22 protein-coding genes are annotated in these 23,491 nt (G+C 61.7%); 10 read left to right on the top strand and 12 right to left on the bottom strand.

Features of this window, described 5'->3' with window-relative positions; all coding sequences use genetic code 11:
• Positions 1-39: 39 nt before the first annotated feature.
• Positions 40-612, bottom strand: a complete 573-nt coding sequence (locus AC07OT_RS09940; protein WP_141156299.1) for a xanthine phosphoribosyltransferase — start codon at positions 610-612, stop codon at positions 40-42.
• Between the two features lie 58 nt (positions 613-670).
• Complete coding sequence (gene rep / locus AC07OT_RS09935) at positions 671-2,680, bottom strand: DNA helicase Rep (protein ID WP_027608306.1); 2,010 nt, start codon at positions 2,678-2,680, stop codon at positions 671-673.
• Positions 2,681-2,947: 267 nt separating this feature from the next.
• Between rep and AC07OT_RS09930 the strand changes: the two genes are divergently transcribed.
• Positions 2,948-4,621: a putative bifunctional diguanylate cyclase/phosphodiesterase gene (locus tag AC07OT_RS09930; RefSeq protein ID WP_027608307.1), complete on the top strand. Its 1,674-nt coding sequence runs from the start codon at positions 2,948-2,950 to the stop codon at positions 4,619-4,621.
• Here AC07OT_RS09930 and AC07OT_RS09925 read toward each other — a convergent pair.
• On the bottom strand, positions 4,618-6,030 hold the full coding sequence (locus AC07OT_RS09925; protein WP_495100823.1) for a NorM family multidrug efflux MATE transporter: 1,413 nt from the start codon (positions 6,028-6,030) through the stop codon (positions 4,618-4,620). The genes AC07OT_RS09930 and AC07OT_RS09925 overlap by 4 nt on opposite strands.
• A 151-nt stretch (positions 6,031-6,181) precedes the next feature.
• Between AC07OT_RS09925 and AC07OT_RS09920 the strand changes: the two genes are divergently transcribed.
• Entirely contained in the window at positions 6,182-7,102 is a 921-nt protein-coding gene (locus AC07OT_RS09920) for a LysR substrate-binding domain-containing protein (RefSeq protein WP_495107982.1), read from the top strand.
• Between the two features lie 178 nt (positions 7,103-7,280).
• On the top strand, positions 7,281-9,257 hold the full coding sequence (locus AC07OT_RS09915; protein WP_495107981.1) for a methyl-accepting chemotaxis protein: 1,977 nt from the start codon (positions 7,281-7,283) through the stop codon (positions 9,255-9,257).
• A 59-nt stretch (positions 9,258-9,316) separates the two neighbouring features.
• Here the strand turns inward: AC07OT_RS09915 and AC07OT_RS09910 are convergent, their stop codons facing one another.
• Positions 9,317-10,813 carry a YifB family Mg chelatase-like AAA ATPase gene (locus AC07OT_RS09910; protein ID WP_495107980.1) on the bottom strand — a complete coding sequence of 499 codons (1,497 nt, stop codon included), beginning with the start codon at positions 10,811-10,813 and terminating at the stop codon, positions 9,317-9,319.
• A 215-nt stretch (positions 10,814-11,028) separates the two neighbouring features.
• The gene (locus tag AC07OT_RS09905; RefSeq protein ID WP_027608312.1) at positions 11,029-11,289 is read right to left on the bottom strand and encodes an accessory factor UbiK family protein; all 261 of its coding nucleotides are present in this window, start codon (positions 11,287-11,289) and stop codon (positions 11,029-11,031) included.
• A gap of 422 nt (positions 11,290-11,711) precedes the next feature.
• Here AC07OT_RS09905 and glnK point away from each other — a divergent pair, with 422 nt between their 5' ends.
• From glnK to sutA, 4 genes are all read left to right on the top strand, one after another.
• Entirely contained in the window at positions 11,712-12,050 is a 339-nt protein-coding gene (gene glnK / locus AC07OT_RS09900; RefSeq protein ID WP_002555808.1) for a P-II family nitrogen regulator, read from the top strand.
• A 34-nt stretch (positions 12,051-12,084) separates the two neighbouring features.
• A complete protein-coding gene (locus AC07OT_RS09895; protein ID WP_495107979.1) occupies positions 12,085-13,422 on the top strand; it encodes an ammonium transporter in 1,338 nt (445 codons plus the stop codon).
• Between the two features lie 199 nt (positions 13,423-13,621).
• Positions 13,622-14,047 carry a secondary thiamine-phosphate synthase enzyme YjbQ gene (locus tag AC07OT_RS09890; protein ID WP_065938004.1) on the top strand — a complete coding sequence of 142 codons (426 nt, stop codon included), beginning with the start codon at positions 13,622-13,624 and terminating at the stop codon, positions 14,045-14,047.
• Between the two features lie 102 nt (positions 14,048-14,149).
• Complete coding sequence (gene sutA / locus AC07OT_RS09885; protein ID WP_027608315.1) at positions 14,150-14,476, top strand: dormancy-specific transcriptional regulator SutA; 327 nt, start codon at positions 14,150-14,152, stop codon at positions 14,474-14,476.
• Positions 14,477-14,584: 108 nt separating this feature from the next.
• Here the strand turns inward: sutA and AC07OT_RS09880 are convergent, their stop codons facing one another.
• Genes AC07OT_RS09880 through lptM form a run of 6 tightly spaced genes read right to left on the bottom strand, consistent with a single transcriptional unit; the run spans position 14,585 to position 19,170 of the window.
• Positions 14,585-15,280, bottom strand: coding sequence for an HAD family hydrolase (locus AC07OT_RS09880; protein ID WP_115485492.1), 696 nt, complete (start codon positions 15,278-15,280; stop codon positions 14,585-14,587).
• The gene (gene xerC, locus AC07OT_RS09875; protein WP_495100833.1) at positions 15,277-16,176 is read right to left on the bottom strand and encodes a tyrosine recombinase XerC; all 900 of its coding nucleotides are present in this window, start codon (positions 16,174-16,176) and stop codon (positions 15,277-15,279) included. The genes AC07OT_RS09880 and xerC overlap by 4 nt, the downstream gene beginning before the upstream one ends.
• A 2-nt stretch (positions 16,177-16,178) precedes the next feature.
• Positions 16,179-16,895: a DUF484 family protein gene (locus tag AC07OT_RS09870; RefSeq protein WP_115485494.1), complete on the bottom strand. Its 717-nt coding sequence runs from the start codon at positions 16,893-16,895 to the stop codon at positions 16,179-16,181.
• Positions 16,896-16,908: 13 nt separating this feature from the next.
• Positions 16,909-17,739 (bottom strand): diaminopimelate epimerase, encoded by an 831-nt coding sequence (gene dapF, locus AC07OT_RS09865; protein ID WP_495107978.1) that lies wholly within the window; start codon positions 17,737-17,739, stop codon positions 16,909-16,911.
• A 3-nt stretch (positions 17,740-17,742) separates the two neighbouring features.
• Positions 17,743-18,990, bottom strand: a complete 1,248-nt coding sequence (gene lysA / locus AC07OT_RS09860; RefSeq protein WP_495107977.1) for a diaminopimelate decarboxylase — start codon at positions 18,988-18,990, stop codon at positions 17,743-17,745.
• A gap of 9 nt (positions 18,991-18,999) precedes the next feature.
• Entirely contained in the window at positions 19,000-19,170 is a 171-nt protein-coding gene (gene lptM / locus AC07OT_RS09855; RefSeq protein WP_010207449.1) for an LPS translocon maturation chaperone LptM, read from the bottom strand.
• A 238-nt stretch (positions 19,171-19,408) separates the two neighbouring features.
• On the opposite strand from lptM, the gene cyaY reads away from it, so the two are divergent.
• The 3 genes from cyaY to rnk all read left to right on the top strand — a co-directional run bounded on the left by cyaY (position 19,409) and on the right by rnk (position 20,507).
• Positions 19,409-19,741: an iron donor protein CyaY gene (gene cyaY, locus AC07OT_RS09850; protein WP_027608321.1), complete on the top strand. Its 333-nt coding sequence runs from the start codon at positions 19,409-19,411 to the stop codon at positions 19,739-19,741.
• A gap of 2 nt (positions 19,742-19,743) precedes the next feature.
• Entirely contained in the window at positions 19,744-19,962 is a 219-nt protein-coding gene (locus AC07OT_RS09845; RefSeq protein WP_115485699.1) for a DUF1289 domain-containing protein, read from the top strand.
• A 131-nt stretch (positions 19,963-20,093) separates the two neighbouring features.
• The gene (rnk, locus tag AC07OT_RS09840) at positions 20,094-20,507 is read left to right on the top strand and encodes a nucleoside diphosphate kinase regulator (protein ID WP_115485496.1); all 414 of its coding nucleotides are present in this window, start codon (positions 20,094-20,096) and stop codon (positions 20,505-20,507) included.
• Here the strand turns inward: rnk and AC07OT_RS09835 are convergent.
• Positions 20,504-23,344 carry a class I adenylate cyclase gene (locus AC07OT_RS09835; protein ID WP_495107976.1) on the bottom strand — a complete coding sequence of 947 codons (2,841 nt, stop codon included), beginning with the start codon at positions 23,342-23,344 and terminating at the stop codon, positions 20,504-20,506. The genes rnk and AC07OT_RS09835 overlap by 4 nt on opposite strands.
• Between the last annotated feature and the right edge of the window lie 147 nt (positions 23,345-23,491).

The following is a 23,491-nucleotide window of genomic DNA, read 5'->3' as shown; positions in this document are numbered from 1 at the left end:
CCCCTCCCACATTTTGATCCGTGTTCACCTCGTAGCAAATTACTCGATGAAGGTGACGACGCCACCGGACAGCGACTTCACCCGCGCCAGCGACTCGACCCGATAACCCTGCGCATCCAACTCCGCACGGCCACCCTGGAACGACTTCTCGATCACAATCCCCAAGCCCGCAACGGTCGCACCGGCCTGCTTGATGATCGAAATCAGCGCCTGGGATGCCTTGCCGTTGGCCAGGAAGTCATCGATCACCAGTACGCGGTCGCTGCTGGTCAGGTGACGCGGCGAGATCGCGACGGTGCTTTCGACTTTCTTGGTGAAGGAATACACCGTCGCCGACAGCAGGTTTTCGGTCAGGGTCAGGGACTGCTGCTTGCGGGCGAAAATTACCGGCACGCCCAGGTTCAGGCCCGTCATGATCGCCGGTGCGATGCCCGACGCTTCGATGGTGACGATCTTGGTGATGCCCGAATCCTTGAACAGCGCGGCGAATTCGTCGCCGATCAGTTTCATCAGCGCCGGGTCGATCTGGTGATTCAGAAAGGCGTCGACCTTGAGTACCTGATCGGAAAGCACGATGCCTTCTTCGCGAATTTTCTTGTGCAGTGCTTCCACGGAAAGCTTCCTCTAATGGCGGGTTGTGCGCCGAAAGTAGATTAAAAAGTAGTCGATTCTAGCGCTTTAACATCGCGCGTATATCCGCCAGGGCGGTGTTGCCGCGAACGGCTTTCACCTCGGTCGGGGTGTCGTCGTTGCCTTCCCAGGCCAGGTCATCCGGCGGCAGCTCGTCCAGGAAACGGCTGGGGGCACAATCGATGATTTCGCCGTATTGCTTGCGCTTGGCGGCAAAGGTGAAGGCCAGTGTCTGACGTGCGCGGGTAATGCCCACGTAGGCCAGGCGCCGTTCTTCCTCGATGGTGTCGGCCTCGATGCTGGAGCGGTGCGGGAGGATTTCCTCTTCCATGCCCATGATGAACACGTAGGGAAATTCCAGGCCCTTGGACGCATGCAAGGTCATCATCTGTACACCTTCGGCGCCGTCTTCCTCTTCCTGCTGGCGCTCGAGCATGTCGCGCAGCACCAGCTTGCCGATGGCGTCCTCGACGGTCATTTCGCCGTCTTCGTCTTTTTCCAGGGTGTTCTTCAACGCTTCGATCAGGAACCAGACGTTGCCCATGCGGTAATCCGCGGCCTTGTCGCTGGAACTGTTGGTGCGCAGCCAGTTTTCATAGTCGATGTCCATGACCATGCTGCGCAGGGCGCTGATCGGGTCTTCGCCGGCGCACTGCTCACGTACCTTGTCCATGAAGCGCTTGAAGCGCGACAGGCGATCGGTGAAACGCGTGTCCAGGTGTTCGCCCAGGCCGATTTCATCGGTGGCGGCGTACATCGAGATCTTGCGTTCGGTGGCGTAGTTGCCGAGCTTTTCCAGGGTGGTGGAACCAATCTCGCGGCGCGGCACGTTGATCACGCGCAGAAAGGCGTTGTCGTCGTCCGGGTTCACGATCAGGCGGAAGTAGGCCATCAGGTCCTTCACTTCCTGGCGTCCGAAAAAGCTGTTGCCACCTGACAGCCGATACGGGACCTGGTGGTGCTGCAATTTCAGCTCGATCAGCTTGGCCTGGTAGTTGCCGCGATACAGGATCGCGAAGTCGCTGTAGGGGCGGTCGGTGCGCAGGTGCAGGCTGAGGATTTCCACCGCCACGCGCTCGGCTTCGGCGTCTTCGTTGCGGCAGCGGATCACGCGGATCTCATCGCCGTGGCCCATCTCACTCCACAGTTGTTTTTCAAACTCGTGGGGATTGTTTGAGATCAGCACGTTGGCGCAACGCAGGATGCGGCTGGTGGAGCGGTAGTTCTGCTCCAGCATCACCACTTTCAGGGACGGGTAGTCGTCCTTGAGCAGCATCAGGTTTTCCGGGCGGGCGCCGCGCCAGGCGTAGATCGACTGGTCGTCGTCGCCCACCACGGTGAACTGGTTGCGCGTACCGATCAGCAACTTCACCAGCAGGTATTGGCTGGCGTTGGTGTCCTGGTATTCGTCCACCAGCAGGTAGCGCACCTTGTTCTGCCACTTTTCGAGGATGTCGGCGTGTTCCTGGAACAGCTTCACCGGCAGCAGGATCAGGTCGTCGAAGTCCACCGCGTTGAACGCCTTGAGCGTGCGCTGGTAGTGGGTGTAGACGATGGCGGCGGTCTGTTCCTTGGGGTTGCGCGCGTTTTCCAGGGCTTCGGGCGGCAGGATCAGGTCGTTTTTCCAGGCGCCGATCATGTTCTTGATCTCGTCGACGCCGTCGTCGCCTGCGTATTCCTTCTGCATGATGTCGGTCATCAGGGCCTTGACGTCGGTCTCGTCGAAGATCGAGAAGCCCGGCTTGTAGCCCAGCCGCACATGCTCCTTGCGGATGATGTTCAGGCCCAGGTTGTGGAAGGTACACACCGTGAGGCCACGGCCTTCGCCACCCTTGAGCAGGGTGCCGACACGCTCTTTCATTTCCCGCGCGGCCTTGTTGGTAAAGGTCATGGCGACGATGTACTGGGCGCGGATGCCACAGTTCTGGATCAGGTGCGCGATCTTGCGGGTGATCACACTGGTCTTGCCGGAACCTGCACCGGCGAGCACCAATAGAGGGCCGCCGACGTAGTTCACGGCTTCTTGCTGCCGGGGATTGAGTCGGGACATACGGAATTCAGAGAGTCGTTATTCAAAAGGGCGGGCATTTTAACAGGCTGGCAAGATTCTGCTGCCCTGGATCGACGGTGTGACGTACCACTCGATCTAAATTTGCCGCTTTTGCTACTTTGCCGCAGGATGTCGGGGCTTCTTGTGGTTAAAGCAGCGACAATTGCTTACACCTGCGTATTTGATAACCCCTATCATTGGTGATTATCAGGCCGCACGTCATAATGCCCGCCGCCAACGAATTTTTGCAGAGTCTAGGGAGCTAGCTTGTCTACGCCTGTCGAACCCTTGCGTTTGCTGCTGCTGGCCGATACGCCTGAGTGGGCAGCGTTGTTGCGCGAGTGCCTGGCGCCGATGGGCGATGGGGCTGTGCTGATCAGCGCGCCAAACTGGGACTCGGTGAGTCGTCTGTTCGATGACGACGACAGCGCCGTGCTGTTGACCATGCCCAGCCTGCAACCCGGTCCTGGCCGTTGCAGCTTGCCGTGCGTGTTGTTGTTGGAGCAGGAACCGTTGGTTTCGCCACTGGGCGTCAGTGACTGGCTGATCCGCAATGCGCTGGACGCCGACACGCTGCGTCGTTGCCTGCGCCATGTGCGTGAGCGTGGTGTGCTGGAAAACACCCTGCAACGCCTGGCCGAGCAGGACCCGCTCACCGGCATCGCCAACCGCCAGGGCTTCCAGACCCTGCTGGCGGCACGGTTGGCCGAGAACGAAGGTCGCGGCCTGGCCCTCGGTCACCTGGACCTCGATAATTTCCGCCATGCCAACGATGCCCTCGGCCACCAGGCCGGTGACCGCCTGATCCTGCAGGTGGTCTCGCGGCTCAAGAGCCAGCTGGAGGCCGGCGATCAACTGGCGCGCCTGGGCAGCGACGAATTCGCCCTGCTGATCGATACGCGCCGCGCGCCCCAGCGTGCGGAGTGGATGGCCGAGCGCATCACCGAAGCCATGGCCGAGCCCTATTGGGTGGATGGCGAAAGCCTGCTGATCGGCTGCAGCCTGGGCGTGGCCCATGCCCGCGCCCGTGCCGGCGCCGACCCGCTGATGTGGCACGCCCATATCGCGATGCAGCAGGCCAAGAGCACCCAGGGCTGTACCTTTCATATCTTCAACGAACGCATCAACCGCAACGCGCGCAGCCTGGCCGACCTGGAAAGCGAGCTGCGCCGTGCCTTGCGCCGTGATGAGCTGGAGCTGCATTACCAGCCGCGCCTCGACCTGGACGACGGGCATATCGTCGGCCTGGAAGCCCTGGTGCGCTGGCGCCACGGCGAGCGCGGCCTGTTGCCGCCGAGTGAGTTCGTGCCCCTGGCCGAACAGAGTGGCCTGATTGTACCGCTGGGTTACTGGGTGATTTCCCGGGCCCTGCGTGACATGCAAGACCTGCGTGAACGTGGCCTGCCGCCGCTGCATATGGCAGTCAACCTGTCGTTTCGCCAGTTCCAGGACAGCCAGCTGCTTTCTACGCTGAGCCGGCTGATCAGCGAGCGCGGCGTAGAAGCGCAATGGTTGGAGTTCGAACTGACCGAAACCGCCGTGATGCGCCGCAGTGACCTGGTCAAGCAGACCATGGACGCCCTTGGCCGCCTGGGTGTGCGGTTTTCCCTGGATGACTTCGGCACCGGTTTCTCTTCGTTCGTGCATCTCAACAGCTTGCCGATTGCGTTGCTGAAAATCGACAAAAGCTTTGTCGGCGGGATGGAAGAGCGCGAGGAAAACCGCAAGCTGGTGCACGCCATGATCAACCTGGCGCACAACCTCAATCTGGAAGTGGTGGCCGAAGGTGTGGAAACCCCCGAGCAACTGGCGCTGTTGCGGCTGTTCGGCTGCGACCAGGCCCAGGGTTACCTGATCAGCAAGCCGCTGCCGTTGCCGGAGCTGGTGGAATACCTGACCTTCGGCGACGGCAAGCACACCCGCGTAAGCGAGGGGCTCTAGTCGGCCTGTGCGGCCTGAAAGCCGGTGTCGGCTTCAGGCTCCGGGCCTTCCCGGCGAATCATCCGCTTCATCTTCGCTTCAAACGCCCAGGTCAGGCTTATCGCGGCGCAGGCCAGTCCTAGTGCCAGGCCCCACCACACGCCGGTTGGCCCCCAGCCCAAGGTGAAAGCCATCAGCCAGGCCGAGGGTGCGCCAATCAACCAGTAGCAGCCTGCACCGATCAGGAACGTGGTCTTAGCGTCCTTGAGCCCGCGAATGCAACCCATGGCGATGGTTTGCACGCCGTCGAACAACTCAAACCACGCGGCGACGGCCAGCAGGCTCACGGCCAGGACGATCACGTCGTGGAACGCCGGGTTGTCGTGGTCGATCAGCAGTCCTATGAGCGGTTCGGAAAACAACCACAGCACCGCCGCGAATCCCAACATTATGGCCGCGCCAAAGCCTATGCCGACACGCCCGGCCATGCGTGCCTGCAGCAACTGCCCGGCGCCATAATGCTGGCCGATGCGCATGGTCACCGCGTAGGACATCCCCGCCGGCACCATAAAGGCCACCGACACGATTTGCAGGGCGATCTGGTGCGCTGCCAACTGCGTGCTGCCCATGGTGCCCATGCACAGGGCTGCAAAGGCAAACAGCCCGACTTCCACCGCATAGGTGCCGCCGATCGGCAGGCCCAGGCGCCACAACTCGCGCAGATACTGGGTGTTGAGGCGCAGCAGCCCGGTACTCAGCGGGTAGGCGGCATAGGCCCGGTTGCTGCGGATGTACCACATCAACGCCAGCGCCATGCTGTTGGCGACAATCGCCGTGACCAGGCCGATGCCCATCAAGCCGAGCTTGGGCAGGCCGAACATGCCTTCGATCAGCGCATGGTTGAGCAGGTAGTTGACCACTGTACCGCCGAGGCTGATCACCATCACCGGAGTGGCTTTGCCGATGGCGCTGGTAAAACCGCGCAGGGCCATGAAGCTCAGGTAGCCGGGCAGTGCAAACGGCAGCATGGTCAGAAACTGCCCGGCCGAATGTACGTTGGTCTCGGTCTGGCCGAACATCAGCAGCACTGGCTTGAGGTTCCACAGCAGCAGGGCCGCCGCCAGGGCCATCAGCCAGGCCAGCCACAGCCCGGCCTGGGTCAGGCGGGTGGCGCCTTCGATATCGCCCGCGCCGTGGCGGATCGCAACCAAGGTGCCCACGGCGGCAATCACGCCGATGCAGAAAATCGCGACGAACGAATAGCTCGCCGCACCCAGGCCGCCACCGGCCAGGGCTTCGGGGCTCAGACGCGCCATCATCAGGGTGTCAGTCAACACCATCAGCATGTGCGCCAACTGTGAGGCAATCAACGGCCCTGACAGCCGCAGAATGGCCCAGAGTTCGGTACGTGCCGGATGCTGCATGATCATCACGCTCAAAAAGTCAGAGGGTTGGGGAAGGGTTGATTCTCGGCGCTCTTAGCTCATTGCACAAAGGGATAAATGCGATCGTTTGCATGATTAAAACTCATGCCTGATTGATTCTGGTAGGGTTTCAGTATTGCGCTGTCGGAGCTTCCTCATGTCTCGTCGTCTTCCTCCTCTTTATGCCTTGCGCGCGTTTGAAGCGGCCTCCCGACACAGCTCTTTCACCCGTGCCGCCGAGGAATTGTCCATCACCCAAAGTGCGGTGAGCCGACATATCCGCACGCTTGAAGAGCATTTCGCCTGCCGCCTGTTCCAGCGCAACGGCCGCACCTTGCAACTCACCGAGGCGGCCCGTCTGTTGTTGCCCGGTGTGCGCGAAGGGTTCGCGGCGCTGGAGCGCGCCTGCCATACCTTGAATACCGAAGATGACATCCTGCGTATGAAGGCCCCCTCCACATTGACCATGCGCTGGCTGCTGGCGCGACTCAGCCGCTTCCGGGCGCTGCAGCCGGGCAATGAGGTGCAACTGACCAGCGCCTGGATGAGCGTGGACGAGGTGGACTTCAATCAGGAACCTTTCGACTGCGCGGTGCTGCTGAGCGATGGGCGTTTTCCAGCGGATTGGGAGGCCAGTTACCTGTTTCCGGAGCTGTTGATTCCTGTCGGTGCGCCGAACCTGCTGGAGGATGGGCCTTGGGACGCTGCGCGCCTGGCCACCGCCGAATTGCTGCACCCCACGCCCGACCGGCGCGACTGGCGCAATTGGCTGGCGCGCATGCAACTGTCGTCCCAGGTGTCGCTCAAGGGCGGGCAGGTGTTCGACACCCTGGAACTGGGCATGATCGCCGCTGCGCGGGGCTACGGCGTGTCCATGGGCGATTTGCTGATGGTGGCTGAGGACGTCGCCCAAGGACGATTGAGCCTGCCGTGGCCGACGGCGGTGGCCAGTGGGGAAAATTACTACCTGGTCTGGCCCAAAACCCGCCCTGGCGGCGAGCGCTTGCGACGGCTGGCGGAATTTCTGCAAGGCGAGGTGCAGGCGATGGTGTTGCCTGCGGTCGAACGCCTCGACTGAATGCTTGGCGGCGTTGGTTCGCAACCGTTTGCGTGATACCCCTGTGAAGCGCTCAAGTATTGCTGCGGCCAGCCGAAGTAGGTGTGTTGGAACTATCGTGCACCAATGTTTCCCATCAGATAATTTGCCGAGCAGCGCTATGAGATCAGGATGATCCTGGCCTCGGCCAGGAGCTGTCATGTCTCAACCTCGCGCCCGGATTGCCTCCCAGTTAGGCCTCGCGTTAGCCGTGATTCTGGCTGTCGTTATCAGCGGCAGTACGGTATTTGCCTTGCGTTCCCTTGACTCCGCCAACCTCGACACCCGCGAGGAGCACCTGGCCAGCGAGGCGCGCCTGCTCGCCGACCAACTCAATACCTTCCACAGCACCTTGCGCGAGAGCACTCAGCGTTTGAGCGGACTGTTTGAAAAACGCTTCGGCGCCGGGTTGAGCGTGCATGTGGACCAACCCGTGAGCGTGGCCGGTGTTCAGACGCCCAGCCTGTACCTGGGCAACGAGGTGTTGAACAACAACTTTGATGAGGTGGACGAGTTCAAACAAATGTCCGGCGGCGTGGCCACCGTATTTGTGCGCAGTGGCGACGACTTCATCCGTATCAGCACGTCCCTGACCAAGCAGGATGGCAACCGCGCTATCGGCACCGTCCTCGACCGTCAGGGCCCGGCCTATCAACGTGTTGTGGGTGGGCAGACCTATATCGGCAGGGCGGTGTTGTTCGATCGTTCCTACATGACCCAATACAGCCCGGTGCGTGACAGCGGCGGTAAGGTTATCGCCGTGCTGTTCATCGGTTTTGACTACACCGATGCGCAGAATGCCCAATTCGAAAACCTCAAGCGCTTCCGAATCGGCCAGACCGGCTCCCTTGCGCTGCTGGATGAGCAAAAGCACTGGCTGGTGCCACCCGCCGGCGTGCAGGCGTTGGATCAATCGGTGCCGGTGATGCTGGACCTGGCCAAGACCCCGGGCAAAGGTCGCTTCTGGAGCGACAAGAACGAAGATTTTTATAGCGTTTCGGTACCGTTCGAAGGCGGCCCATGGGCCGTGGTCGCGAGCATGCCGAAAGCTGAAATCCGCGCGGTGACCTGGGCCGTGGGTATTCGCCTGGTGATCGGCAGCGTGCTGGCGATGTTGCTGGCGGTGGGCGCCACGGTCTGGCTGCTGCGCAGCAAGTTGCAGCCCCTGAGTGACCTGGTGCGTCAGGCCGAGGCCCTGGGTGCGGGCGATCTGAGCGCACGTTTGAACGTGTCCAGCCATGACGAAATCGGCCAACTGGCACGCAGCTTCAACCAGATGGGCGAAGCGCTGTCGACCATGGTCTCCCATATCCGTAACGCAGCCGAAGAGGTCAACAGCCGCGCCCAGGCCTTGTCCGGTTTGTCCGGCGGTGCCTATGAGGGCATGGAGCAGCAGTCCGGCGAGATCACCAGCATGGCCGGCGCGGTAGAGGAGTTCAGCGCCACGTCGTTGAATATCGCCGACAACATGGGCAATACCGAACGCCTGGCCCAGGAAAACGCCCAGCAGACCCGCATTGGTCGCACCTCGATGCAGGAAGCGTCGTCGTCCCTGGAACACATTGCCACCGCTCTGAACAGCACGGCCACGGTGATCAACACCCTCGGCCAGCGCTCCCAGGAAATCGGCGGGATCGTCGGCGTGATCACCTCGATTGCCGAACAGACCAACTTGCTGGCGCTCAACGCCGCCATTGAAGCCGCCCGCGCAGGGGAGCAAGGCCGTGGGTTTGCCGTGGTGGCCGACGAAGTACGTAACCTGGCGTCGCGTACCCGTGAAGCCACCGATGAAATTTCCGGCATGATCCAGAGCATCCAGAAGGAAACCGGCAACGCCATCAGCACGATGGAGCAAGGCAACGCGCTGATGCAGGAAGGCCTGTCGCGCAACGCCGATGTGGCCTCGGCCCTGGCGCGTATCGACGAGCAAAGCCGCTCGGCCGGTCAGCAGTTCGCGGCCATCACCACCGCCACCCAGGAGCAGAGCAGCACCGCGACCCTGCTCAGCAGCAACCTGCAGAGCATTGCGCTGGCCAACAGCGAGCAGCGTGAAGTGGTTTCCAACCTGGCGATTACCGCCAAGGAACTGGAGACGTTGGCGGCGAGCCTGCGCCATGAAGTGGATCGCTTTCGCTGAACCACCGCTGTACACAATGTGGGAGGCCTGTCGCTCCCACATTTGGCTTTGCGCCAAGTTTAAGTGATCGCCGCCGGGCGGTATTGCAGGGCCTCTTTCAGGTGGTCGCGGGTGATGGTCTCTACCTGATCCAGATCCGCCAGGGTGCGTGCCACCTTGAGCAGTCGATGGGCCGCGCGCAGCGATAGGGTCAGTCGTTCACAGGCCGTTTCCAGCCAGCTTTCATCCACCTTCGCGAGCTTGCAGTGCTCGCGCAGCCCCGGCAGATCAAGAAAGGCATTCGCACAGCCCTGGCGCCTTTGCTGATGCTCGCGAGCCTGGGCGACCCGCGCTGAGGCATGGGCGGTATCCTCGCCCGCCTGTTGGATCGGGTTCAGTGCCGTCGTTTCCCTCGCCACGGTCAGGTGCAAGTCAATCCGGTCCAGCAGCGGCCCCGAGAGCTTGTTGCGATATCGCTGAATCTGCTCCGGCGTACAGCGACAGCGCCCGCTGGGTTCGCCCATGTAACCGCAAGGGCAGGGGTTCATCGCCGCGACCAGTTGGAAGCGCGCCGGGAAACTCACTCGGTCGCGAGCACGGGAAATCACGATATGCCCCGACTCCAGCGGCTCACGCAGCACTTCCAACACCTTGCGATCAAATTCCGGCAGCTCATCCAGGAACAGCACCCCATGATGAGCCAGGGTGATTTCTCCCGGCTGTGGTTTCGAGCCGCCGCCCACCAGTGCCGGGCCGGATGCCGAGTGATGCGGTTGACGAAACGGTCGATGGGGCCAATGGCTCAGCGGCGCCAGACTTACAACCGATTGAATCGCGGCAACCTCCAGCGCCTCCTGTTCGCTCAACGGCGGTAATAAACCGGGCAGGCGGCTGGCGAGCAACGTCTTGCCGGTGCCGGGCGGCCCGCTGAACAAAAGGTTATGCGCGCCCGCTGCCGCGATCAGCAACGCTCGCTTGGCCGCGAGCTGGCCCTGGACTTCACTCAGGTCCGGATAGGGCTTGTTCAAGTACAGCAGGCCATCGGACGTGTAAGGCTCGATCGGCACATGTCCATTCAGGTGCGCCACCACTTGCAACAGGTGGTCCACCGCAATCACCTTCAACCCCGACGCCAGGCACGCTTCTTCGGCATTCGCTCGCGGCACTATCACGGTGCGCCCGGCCTTGCGCGCCGCCAGCGCGGCCGGCAACACGCCTTTTACCGCCCGCACCTCGCCGGACAGCGCCAACTCCCCCAGGCATTCCACATTATCGAGCGTCAACGCCGGCACCTGCACACTGGCCGCCAGGATCCCCAGGGCAATCGCCAGGTCAAAACGCCCGCCGTCCTTGGGCAGGTCGGCGGGCGCGAGGTTGAGGGTGATACGGCGAGCGGGGTATTGCAGCGCAGAGTTGAGAATGGCACTGCGCACGCGATCCTTGCTTTCCTTGACCGCAGTTTCGGGCAGGCCCACCAGCGTCAGGGACGGCAGACCATTGGCCATATGCACTTCAACGGTGACGGCAGGGGCTTCGACGCCGATCTGGGCGCGGCTGTGGACGATTGCGAGGGACATGCTCGTTCCTTGAAAGGGGAGGCCGCTTCCTGCGGTTTTTCAAGGGTAGACGAGGTAGGGAAGAGCGAGGCGGGGAGGTTTTACAGAACGTATCCAGAGCAAAAGGTAGAGCAAATGTGGGAGGGGGCTTGCTCCCGATAGCAGGGGGTCAGTCAGCATTGATTCTGGCTGATACACCGCCATCGGGAGCAAGCCCCCTCCCACACTGAGCGCATTTATTCGGCAGGAGGGGTCAACCGCGCTTCCAGCTCTGCGACTTTCGCTTCCAGGCTCTCCAACCGCGCACGGGTGCGGGCGAGAACCACCATCTGGCTATCAAACTCTTCCCGGCTCACCAGGTCGAGCTTGCTGAAACCGCTTTGCAGCAAGGCCTTGAACTGGCTTTCGATTTCATTGCGGGGCAGCGGGGTGTCGCCGCTGAACAGGCGAGAGGCGTGGCCGCTCAGGGCGTCGAGGAGGTCTTTGGGCGCGAGCATGGGAAATATTCCGGAAAACTGTTGGCGGGCAGTGTATCACGCAGCGTCTATAGTCTTTTTCACGGCCTGGGTCGCACGCTTTTCGCGCATCAGGCCGGGCGGTGATGCACCGTTTTCGTGCGCATTGCAGGCGCCGGATGGCCCCGTTGGTGGGCCTGGGTGAGCAAAGGACTGATTTCAGTGGTTTTTACGGAGCTGGCAAGGTTTCTGCTTAGACGATCATGACCCATGCACTGATGCAGTCGCTGTGACGAATGCAGTGCGCCGACGGATCAGGGGTACAGGTTTCGTCACCAGTGGTTCGCTGGCGTCGCAATGGCAACTGCCCTTGCGACGATGCGTTACAAAGCCAGGCACTGCGCTTAGACTTGAGACGGGTTTGTTTTCCTGGGGCAAGTCCACCAATTCGGGAGAGAGTTTTCATGAAGCTAGTCACTGCCATCATCAAGCCGTTCAAGTTGGACGATGTACGCGAGTCGTTGTCCGAGATCGGCGTGCAGGGCATTACCGTTACTGAGGTCAAGGGCTTCGGTCGGCAGAAGGGTCACACCGAGCTGTATCGCGGCGCGGAATATGTAGTCGATTTCCTGCCGAAGGTGAAGATTGATGTCGCCATTGACGACAAGGATCTTGACCGGGTTATCGAGGCGATAACCAAGGCCGCCAACACCGGCAAGATCGGTGACGGCAAGATCTTCGTGGTCAATCTGGAACAGGCTATTCGCATCCGTACCGGCGAAACCGATACCGACGCAATCTAAGCCGCCAAACCCCAACGCCCCAGGAGAAAACAATATGACTCTGCGTAAATTCGCAGGGCTCGGAGCCCTGTTGTCCATCGTAATGCCAAGCCTGGCTATGGCGGCAGACGAAGTGGCTGCTCCAGTCCTCAACTCCGGTGACACCGCCTGGATGCTCACATCCACCGCGCTGGTGCTGTTCATGACCATTCCAGGCCTGGCGCTGTTCTACGGCGGCATGGTGCGCTCCAAAAATATTCTGTCGGTGATGATGCAGTGCTTCGCCATCACCGGCCTGATCAGCATCCTGTGGGTTGTCTACGGCTATAGCATCGCGTTCGATACCACCGGTATGGAACAGGGTGTGGTCAACTTCAACTCCTTCTTCGGCGGTATGGGCAAGGCGTTCCTGGCGGGCGTGACCCCGGCCAGCATCACCGGGCCGGCTGCGCTGTTCCCGGAAGCCGTGTTCATCACCTTCCAGATGACCTTCGCCATCATCACCCCGGCGCTGATCGTCGGTGCGTTCGCCGAACGCATGAAGTTCTCCGCCATGCTGATCTTCATGGCTATCTGGTTCACTCTGGTCTATGCGCCAATCGCCCACATGGTGTGGAGCGGCAACGGTGGCCTGCTGTGGGACTGGGGCGTGCTGGACTTCGCCGGTGGCACCGTGGTGCACATCAATGCCGGTGTCGCTGGTCTGGTGGCGTGCATCGTGCTCGGCAAGCGTAAAGGCTTCCCGACCACTCCAATGGCGCCTCACAACCTGGGTTACACCCTGGTGGGTGCGGCCATGCTGTGGGTCGGCTGGTTCGGCTTCAACGCCGGCTCTGCGGCTGCGGCCAACGGCACCGCCGGCATGGCGATGCTGGTGACTCAGATTGCTACCGCTGCTGCAGCCCTGGGCTGGATGTTCGCCGAGTGGATTACTCATGGGAAGCCAAGCGCACTGGGCATCGCCTCGGGTGTAGTGGCTGGCCTGGTCGCCGTTACACCGGCCGCCGGTACTGTTGGCCCGATGGGCGCCCTGGTGATCGGCCTGGTGGCCGGTGTTATCTGCTTCTTCTGCGCTACCAGCCTCAAGCGCAAGCTGGGCTACGACGACTCCCTGGACGCATTCGGCGTGCACGGTATCGGCGGTATCGTCGGTGCGATCCTCACCGGTGTGTTTGCAGCCCCTGCATTGGGCGGCTTCGGCACCGTGACTGACATCGCCGCGCAAGTCTGGGTCCAGTGCAAAGGTGTCGGCTTCACCGTGATCTATACCGCCATCGTCACCTTCATCATCCTCAAGGTGCTGGATGTGGTCATGGGCCTGCGGGTTACCGAAGAGGAAGAGGCTGTCGGCCTCGACCTGGCGCAACACAACGAACGCGGCTACAACCTGTAAGTACGCGAAAAAAAGATGCCCGGCTTGCCGGGCATTTTTTTGCCTGGCGTTTGTCAGTCATAACAAGCTGTGCCGGTTTTTGCGCAGAGTTTGTCATGCACTTTCCAGCGTGCGAATGTCTTACAGGCATGTAGGCGTATTCGGCACTTTGTTTTTTCCCAGAGCGCGCTAGAATGCGCGCCGATGGGCGGAGAACTGTATGTGGCAACAGACCCTGATTACCCTGCGGGCCAAGCCCCGGGGCTTTCACCTGGTGACCGACGAGTTGCTTGCCGGTTTGCCTGAACTGAAGGCCTGCCGCGTGGGCCTGTTGCACCTGTGGCTGCAGCACACCTCGGCCTCGTTGACCGTCAACGAGAATGCCGATCCGGCGGTTCGTCGTGACTTCGAGCGTTTTTTCAACTCGCTGGTGCCACAAGGCCGCGCCGGGTTCGAACACAACGACGAAGGTCCGGATGATCTGCCGGCGCACTTCAAGGCCAGTCTCCTGGGCTGCCAGCTGAGTTTGCCGGTCAAGGCCGGCCGCTTGGCGATAGGGACCTGGCAAGGTGTTTATCTGGGCGAGCACCGTGATCATGGCGGTGCTCGTAAAGTCCTCGCCACCCTGCACGGTGATGGGGCATAAGCCACTGGTTATCCGGTGGATGTTGATTTTTTCCCGGTGACCTCGACAGAGGATGAAGCTGGGCTATAACTAATCTGCTTTTCGCAAGTCATGAGGTAGAACATGAGCGACGATGATCTGGAAAACGACGAACTCGAAGTAGGTGACGAAGACGACACCGAAGAAGGTCTTGAAGCGGCGGCGGAAGACGTTGCTGAGGACGACGGTGGTGATGACGCTCCTGTTCCAGCTGCCAAAGGCAAAGCCAAGGCTGCTGTTTCGGTAGACGAATTGCCGAGCGTTGAGGCCAAGAACAAAGAGCGCGATGCCCTGGCCCGTGCGATGGAAGAGTTTCTTGCCAAAGGCGGCAAAGTGGTCGAAGTCGAGCCGAATGTGGTTGCAGACCCGCCCAAGAAGCCGGATAACAAGTACGGCAGCCGACCTATCTAAGGTCAGCCACCTGCTTGTAAGAAAAAGCCCGCCGTCGCTGCGGGTTTTTTCATGCCTGTAATAACCGGCTACAAGTCACCCCCCCCTCCCACATTTTTCTCACCCGTATTACTGCCAGCTACGAAGTAGCGCCGGCAATTCCGTCAGGCTGCGAATCTGTGCGTCCGGGAGTTTATCTCCTTCCCACGCCTTGCCCGACGGGTTGAACCACACCGCCCGCAGCCCCGCCTGCTGCGCCCCGGCAATGTCGTCCCCGGGGTGGTCGCCAACATGCACCGCCGCACTGGCATCTACTCCGCCGCGCTGCAGCGCTTCCTGGAACAGCCGGGCATCCGGCTTGGCGATGCCGATATCTTCAGCGCGTAGCGCAAAGTGAAAGTAGTCCGCCAGGCCAACACGTTGCACATCGGCATTGCCATTGGTGATCACACCCAGCAGAAAGTGCTGGCGCAGCGCTTGCAGCATCGGCTCGGCCTCAGGGAAGGGCGTGAGCTGATGGCGGGCGTGAATGAACGCTTCGAAACACACATCGGCCATTTCCGTGGCCTCAGGCTGTGGATAACCGGCCTCTTCAAACGCATGTATCAACACCCGATGGCGCAGGATACTGATGCGGTGTTTGAGTTCGGGATGCCGTTGCAGCACCTGTTGGCGCAGGCTGGCGAAATGCTCCAGGGGCAGGTCGCCCACCTTGGCGGCATGGGTGGCCAGCCATTCGCGCATCGACGCTTCGGCGCTGATGATGACGGGTACGTTGTCCCAGAGCGTGTCGTCCAGGTCGAAGGTGATCAGCTTGATGCTCATGAGTCGCCGTCCTTGATGCGTTTGGCCCGTGGATGGGCGCTGTCGTAGACCGTTGCCAGGTGCTGGAAGTCCAGGTGGGTATAGATCTGCGTGGTCTTGATATCGGAGTGGCCAAGCAGTTCCTGCACGGCGCGCAGGTCCTGGGACGATTCCAGCATATGGCTGGCAAAGGAGTGCCGAAGCATATGTGGATGCAGGTTCTGCCCCAGCTCGCGCTCGCCGGCAGCCTTGACCCGTACCTGGATGGCGCGTGGCCCCAGGCGCCGCCCTTGCTGGCTGATAAACACTGCGTCGTCCACCGGGTTGGCCAGCGCGCGCAGCGGCAGCCACAGTTGCAAGGCTTCGCGGGCTTTCCTGCCTACCGGCAGCACCCGAGTCTTGCTGCCTTTGCCGAGCACTTGCACCAGGCCGTCGGCCAGGTCCAGTTGATCGAGGTTCAGTCCCGTCAGCTCCGATAGGCGCAGGCCTGAAGAGTAGAACAGTTCGAGGATCGCCTGGTCGCGATGGGCGAGGAAATCGTCCTCCACGGCGCCATCGAGCAATTGCAGGGCGCGGTCGGTATCCAGGGTCTTGGGCAGGCGTCGTTCGCCTTTCGGCGGGGACAGGCCATTGGCCGGGTCGTGGTCGCAGAGGCCTTCGCGATTGAGGTAGTGATACAGGCCACGCACCGCCGATAGCAGGCGCGACAGGCTGCGCGAGGACTGGCCCGCTTGGTGCAGCCGTGCGATCAGGCTGCGCAGGCCCTGGATATCCAGGGCCTTCCAGCTGGTGACCTGCTGTTTTTCGCAATACGCCAGGACCTTGTTCAAGTCCCGTCGGTAAGCCTCCAGGGTATGGGGTGACACCTGGCGCTCGTTACGCAGGTGAGCGCAGTAAGCGTCCAGTTGCCGTTCCATGGCTAGCGCACCGCGCGCAGGGCGGTGGTGTGGCGCGGAAGGACGCGGCCCAGTACTTCGGCGATATAGGTGAGGAACAAAGTGCCCACCGAGCTCTTGTAGTGCGCGGGATCGCGGCTGGCAATGGCCAACACGCCGTGCAGGCCTTGATGGCTGAGGGCGACCACGGCGGTAGAGCCGATCTGCTTGCGCTGTTCGGCGCCGAACAGGAAGTCCAGCTCGTGCTCGCGCAGGGTGCCGCTGATGGTCTTGCCTTCGGAAAGCAGGCCGCCGATCGCGGTTTGCGCGTCGCCGCCGCTGACCCAGCGACCCACCGGCATCGGGTTGTCGCTGAACAGGATCAGGCTGACAAACGGCACCTGGAAGTCCTGGCGCAGGCTGTCTTCCACGGCAATCACCGTTTCTTCCAGGCTGCCGGCGTCCATCAGGGTAAGAATCAGGCGGCGGGTTTTCTCGAACAGACGGTCGTTGTCGCGGGCGACATCCATCAGGTGCGAGAGCTTGTGGCGCATTTCGATATTGCGCTCGCGCAGGATCTTCATCTGTCGCTCCACCAACGACACGGTGTCGCCGCGCTGGTGGGGGATGCGCAGGGCCGGGAGCAGTTCTTCGTGTTCGACGAAAAAGTCCGGATTAGCCTCAAGGTACGCCGCGACGGCAGCGGCCTCCAGACTTTCGCTCGGGGTTGCTTGTGCGGGTACTTGAGGCTTATCGGTCATTGGCTTGGCTCACTCATAGACGGACCTGTCCTTCGTATACGCGCGAGGCCGGCCCGGTCATCATCACCGGGTGGCCAGGGCCTGCCCACTCGATGGACAGGCGTCCACCGGGCAGGTCGATCAACAGGGGCGAATCCATCCACCCCTGGCTGATCGCGGCCACGGCAGCGGCGCAAGCACCGGTACCGCAGGCCTGGGTTTCGCCGGCGCCACGTTCCCACACGCGCAATTGCGCACGGGAACGGTCGATCACCTGCAGGAAACCCACATTGACCCGCGCCGGAAAGCGCGGGTGGTGTTCGATCTTCGGCCCCAGTTCATGCACGGGGGCAGTGTTGATGTCGTTGACCCGTAGCACCGCATGGGGGTTGCCCATGGACACGGCAGCGATGTCGACGGTCTCGCCGTCAACGTCCAGCGGGTAGCTGGCGGCCTGCTCGGTCGCCTGGAACGGAATATCCGCCGGCACCAGGCGCGGCGCGCCCATGTTGACGCTGATCTGGCCGTCGCTGCGGATATCCAGCTCGATCACGCCGCTCTTGGTCTCGACGCGAATCTGCCGCTTGGCGGTCAGGCGCTTGTCCAGCACAAAGCGGGCGAAGCAGCGGGCACCGTTGCCGCACTGTTCCACTTCGGAACCGTCGGAGTTGAAGATCCGGTAACGGAAATCCACTTCCGGGTTGCTTGGCGCCTCGACGATCAGCAATTGGTCGAAGCCAATCCCGGTATGCCGGTCGCCCCATTGTTTAGCGTGCTTGGGCAGGATGTGTGCGTGCTGGCTGACCAGGTCGAGGACCATGAAATCATTGCCCAGCCCGTGCATCTTGGTAAAACGCAGCAGCATGGCTTACTCCGGCAGCAGGCTTTCGCCAGCATACAACTCGGCTACCGTCTCGCGGCGACGCACTTCAAACGCTTGATCACCGTCCACCAGCACCTCGGCGGTACGTCCGCGGGTGTTGTAGTTGGAACTCATGACAAACCCGTAGGCACCGGCCGAATGCACGGCCAGCAGGTCGCCTTCTTCCAGGGCCAGTTGACGATCCTTGGCCAGGAAGTCGCCGGTCTCGCAGATCGGGCCGACAATGTCGTACGTGCGGGCTTGGGTGTCACGAGGCGTCACGGCGGTGACGTTCATCCAGGCCTGGTACAGCGCCGGGCGGATCAGGTCGTTCATCGCCGCGTCGACGATGGCGAAATCCTTGTGCTCGGTGTGCTTGAGGTACTCGACCTGGGTCAGCAGCACGCCGGCATTGGCGACGATATAGCGGCCTGGCTCGAACATCAGCGTCAGGTCGCGGCCTTCGATGCGCTCGCGCACGGCCTGGATATAGTCGGCGATCGCCGGTGGCTCTTCATCGCGATAACGCACGCCCACGCCACCACCGAGATCGATGTGATGCAGGTAGATACCGCATTCGCCCAGGCGGTCGATCAATGCCAGCAGGCGGTCGAGGGCATCCAGGAACGGCGGCAGTGTGGTCAGTTGCGAGCCGATATGGCAGTCGACACCCAGTACTTCCAGGTTCGGCAACTGGGCGGCGCGGATGTACACGTCCTCGGCGTCGGCAATGGCGATGCCGAACTTGTTCTCTTTGAGACCGGTGGAAATGTACGGGTGGGTGCCGGCATCGACGTCCGGGTTGACGCGCAGGGAGATCGGCGCACGAACGCCCATCTCGGCCGCGACGACTTGCAGGCGCTCCAGCTCGTCGGTGGATTCGACGTTGAAGCAATGTACGCCGACTTCCAGGGCTCGGCGCATGTCTTCGCGGCTCTTGCCGACGCCGGAGAACACGATCTTGTCAGCCTGGCCGCCGGCGGCCAGGACCCGTTCCAGCTCGCCACGGGAGACGATGTCGAAACCGGCGCCCAGACGCGCCAGGACATTCAGTACACCCAGGTTGGAGTTGGCCTTGACGGCGTAGCACACCAGGTGCGGTACGCCCTCGAGAGGGTCGGTGAACGAGCGGTATTGGGCTTCGATATGCGCACGGGAGTACACGTAGGTCGGGGTCCCAAAGCGCTGGGCAATCGCGGACAACGCCACGCCTTCCGCGAACAGCTCGCCGTCCCGGTAGTTAAAAGCGTCCATGGAGTTCCCTTATTCGTAGGTGTCGTGCTTATGCGCTTTGGAGGGCTTTTGCGACGATTGCGCCTGTTCATTCGGGTCTTTGCTGTCATCGGGCAGGTACAGCGGGCCTTTTTGACCACAGGCACTAACGAGGCAAGCGACCGCGACGAGCGCAGCAAGGGAAGAGATCAGGCGCTTCATGGCGAAATCCTTGAATATGCATTAATTGCGCCCGAGTATACCGACCACCCGCCAGCTTGCCTATGCGCTGAAATACCCGTCCGGCGGGGGTTTGCCGAGATGGTAGGGAAGCGGACTACGCTGGTTGAGGATATTTCACGCCGTCAATCGCGTTGAAATCGGTATCCTTTGCAATCGGCGGGGCTCGCCCGTATCGTGCGGCGCTTGAGCAAAACCAGACACTTTTGAGGTTGCCACAATGAGTTTGACCGAAGCCCGTTTTCACGACTTGGTGGATGCGACCCAGCAGGCGCTGGAAGATATTTTCGACGACAGCGGCCTGGACGTGGATCTGGAAAACTCGGCCGGGGTGTTGACCGTCAAGTTCGAGAGCGGCCAGCAGCTGATCTTCAGTCGTCAGGAACCGCTGCGTCAGCTGTGGCTGGCGGCGCGCTCCGGGGGCGTTCACTTCGACTACGACGAAGAAAGCGGCAAATGGCAGTGCGACAAAAGTGAGGAGTTGCTGGGCGAGATGCTCGCGCGCCTGGTCCACGAATATACCGGCGCCGAGCTGGATTTCGACGAGATTTGACCGTGACCCAGCCTGCGCCCGTACGCCCGCCCAAGCCGCTGTTCAGTAATGTCAGCCCGGCGGTGCCGTCACCTTGTATCAGTTTGTGTCGCCTTGACGAGCAAAAAGTCTGTCTCGGCTGCTTCCGCCATGTGGAAGACATCCGTGAATGGCGCTCCGCCGATGATCAGCGGCGCCGAGTGATCGTGGCCCAGGCCGAGCAACGCAAGGCCACGCTTTGAGCCCGTCTTGTTTATTTACGGTGCTGTGGTAGTGTCCGGATACGCCTCAACTCATCGAGGCCTGTGAGAACCCCGCCTTTTCCTGGCGGGGTTTTGCTTTTTTGTGCAGAAAAAAGGAGTCTGCCTGAATCATGACCACCGCACCTTCCATCATTCTTACCCGTCTTGACGTGCAGCGTCTGGAGCAACTGATCGACCGCTTGGGCGACGAGTCTCCCGGCGTCGAAGCGTTGCAAGCCGAACTCGACCGCGCCGACGATGTGGTTGGTCACGATGAAGTACCTGCGGGTGTCGTGACCATGAACTCCAGCGTGCATTGCCGTGAGCAAGGCAGCGGCAAGGACTACCACCTGACCCTGGTCTATCCGAAGGATGCAAATGCCGATGCAGGCAAGATCTCGATCCTGGCCCCGGTGGGCAGTGCCTTGCTCGGCTTGCAGGTGGGTCAACACATTGATTGGCCAGCACCCGGCGGCAAGACCCTCAAGCTTGAACTGCTCAGTGTTGAAGGCCAGCCCAAAGACGGCGGTGCCTTCCCGCTCTAAACCTGATTCAACGCCGCATTGAGTGCCTGTTCCAGCTCGGCCTTGTAGCGCAGGTACAGGTTGCTCGGGCTTTGCACATCACCGAGCAGGCCCGACAGGTCGAGGTCGGTGATGTAGCAGCGATAGCGTTCGGTTTCCCGGCGTTGACCGACGATCTCCTGGGCGACCACGGCAAATAACTGGTCGCCGAATTCCAATTCGGAAAACTCCCGCTGATTGCAGTACAAGGTAATGCCCACCTGGCCCGGTGCCGCCTTGCCGATAATCGCCTGCACGTCATAAAACGGTTTGTCGGCAGGGTTCTGCGGGGCCGGCCGCGACTCCACCCCGCGCGCGCGCGTGTTGCCTGACGGTAACAGTTGGTAGTACAGGATTTGCACCTCACCCAACGGTTGTTGCGTGTCCAGGGGCGACAGCGCTTCCCGGCGGTAGATGATCGACTGCAAAAAACGCTGCAACGGCGCCAACAGGCTCTGCTCATCATGAAACGGCAGGCGTTGCTGCCAGAGCGCGTTGAATTCATCCAGCACATACAGCTCGGCGCTGCCTTCGTTGACCCGGTAGAACACCTGCACGCAATCGGCCATGCCCATGGGCAGCAACAGCGCCAGGTCGTGGTCTTCCAGGGCCATGGCGTCCAGATGCAGCGGGCTGTAGCTGGCCAGTTCTTCGCTGAGGTAGGCAACCAACGCATCCTGGGTCGCCAGTGATACGTGGGTGGCTTGGCCGGGCATCAACTCCATCACGTGATAGTGCTGCTGCACCTGGAGCACGTAGCGGTGATTGCCTTGTCCCAACAACAGGTGCTGCGCGGTGTTGAAGATTTCTTCCACGCGCTGGGCAATGAACTGCGCACGATTGTGGCAGAAGCAGCGCACCCGCAGGCGAGGCAGATGATCCGACGGCAATTGGTTGAGGTAGTCGCGCAGGCAGTCGAGCAGGGCATGGGGGCCGTCGTAGCGGCTCACCATCACCTCGTTCCAGCTGTTGAGCGTGACCTGATCGAGGGTCAGTACCAGGTTGTCGCGCACACCGGCATAGCTCAGGGAGTCGGTGCGCTCGGTGGTCATCAGGATATTCAGGTCGCGATGATGCTTGAGCGGGTCGACCCCGACGTTGATCAGCAGCAACACTTCCTCGGGCACCGCCGAGCGCAGCAGGCGCGCTTCATCCACGCTCGCCAGGGGCAGGGCGATAGCCTGTTGCAGGCTGCCCAGCAGGTTGAACAGCTCGAACTCGGTCATGTCGCTGGTGCCGGGGTGCAGCGCCAGGCGTGTGCTGCTGTCGATGACGCCGTTGCGGTGGCACCAGGTGAGCATCTCCAACAGATCGCGGCTGCGCTTGATCGGCGCGAAGTGCTCCCATTCCAGGGCCGTGAGGTTACCGTTGTACAGGCCCCAGTGGTGCTGGCCGGGCTCCTTGCGGTTGGGCGATTGCACCAGGGTCAGGGTGTCTTCGGCCAGGTCCGGGGCGATGCCGGGGTTGATGAATTCAACCTTGCCGGCCTTGCGTTCAAAGGCGGCATACAGGCGCCGCCCCAGCACATTGAGGTCGCGCTTGTTGATCAGGCTGACCGTCTGTTCGGTGCGGGCGAACTGGGTCAGGAAGCGATAGCTGTAGTTCAGCTCGCTGACCAGGGCGCGGCGCTCGGAGGCCACCTGCCGCACTTTCCACTGGCTGCGGCTGTCCAGCAGCGCCAGTTGGCGTTGGTCCCAGCCCCACTCGTGGGCCAGGCGCTCCAGCAGCAGGCGTTGCCAGCCGGTGGCGCGCTGGCCGGTGCTGAGCTTGCGGTTGACCTTCAGGTACAGGGCACGACGCACCAGCTCCAGGCGCTCCGGTTCGTTGCGGGCCTTGAGGTATTCCTCGATACGGCGGTACACCACGATGTACGGGTCCAGCTCATCCAGGTCCATGTGGTTGGCGAACACCGCGCGCTTGAAACGCAGGCTCAGGCAGTGCACGTTCGGGTGTTCGCTGGCGTAGACCTCGGTCAATAGCAGCTTGAGTACCGACTTGTAGGGCGATTCGATGCCCTTGAACAGTTGCCACAGCCCGGCGCCGATGAATTCACCGGGAGGGATGCGCGCCAGGTGGCCGAGGTCGAGGGTTTCATCGGCGCGGATGAAGCGCTTGGAGATCAGTGTGTGGGTGAATTCCGCGTAGCGGGTCTCTTCATACACCGGCACTAGCCACCAGATCGGCGTACGCCCGGCCAGCCAGATCGCTGTGCGGTAGAACTCGTCCAACAACAGGTAGTGCTGGGTCGTGCCGCAGTCGTCGGAGCTGAGTTGGGTATCGCGCTCGCCAAGCACAAAGCGCGTCGGTTCGATCAGGAAGAAGTGCGCTTCTGCGCCCATACCCAGGGCCCAGGCTTCCAGCAGTTGGCATTTTTTGCGCAGCTCGGCGAGCGCGTTTTCGCCCAGGTCGGGAGCGTGGCACACCCACACATCCATGTCGCTCTGGTCGGCCTGGGCGAGGGTGCCGAGGCTGCCCATCAGGAACAGGCCGTGGATCGGTTTGGGTTGATTGACCGGGCGCGGCTTGTAGGAGAACGAGCGGGTCAGGCGCTGGGCTTCCGTGAGTGCCTGTGCGTCGGGCTCGAAATTCGACAGCCCGGCCGGTGTACTGCCCGATACATAACCCGGCAACAGCGGATGATTGACGTGAAAAAACAGCGGCAGCAGGGTCAGCACGCTTTGTTGGCGCGGCGTCAGCCCTTCGATGGCACGAGCCATGCGACCTTCATTGAGAGCCATGAAGCGCGCGCGCAATTGGGCCAGCACCTTGCGGTCGATGCCTTCGTCCAGGTCAGGGCGGATTTCATGGGTGCGGGTCATGTCGAACTCGGTGGCTCGCAGGGCCCGACGCGGGCGGCCATGTGGGAGTTTACAGCCAGTCGCGTAGGAGGTTTAGAGGGAAATGGTTTTTGGCGTCAAAAACCGGGCCATTCCACAGCAGCGCCCTCGGAATCCGCGAGAGGCGGA

It is taken from the genome of Pseudomonas sp. GW821-FHT09C10, assembly GCF_059418085.1.
This window is presented reverse-complemented; position numbering and strand designations above follow the sequence as displayed.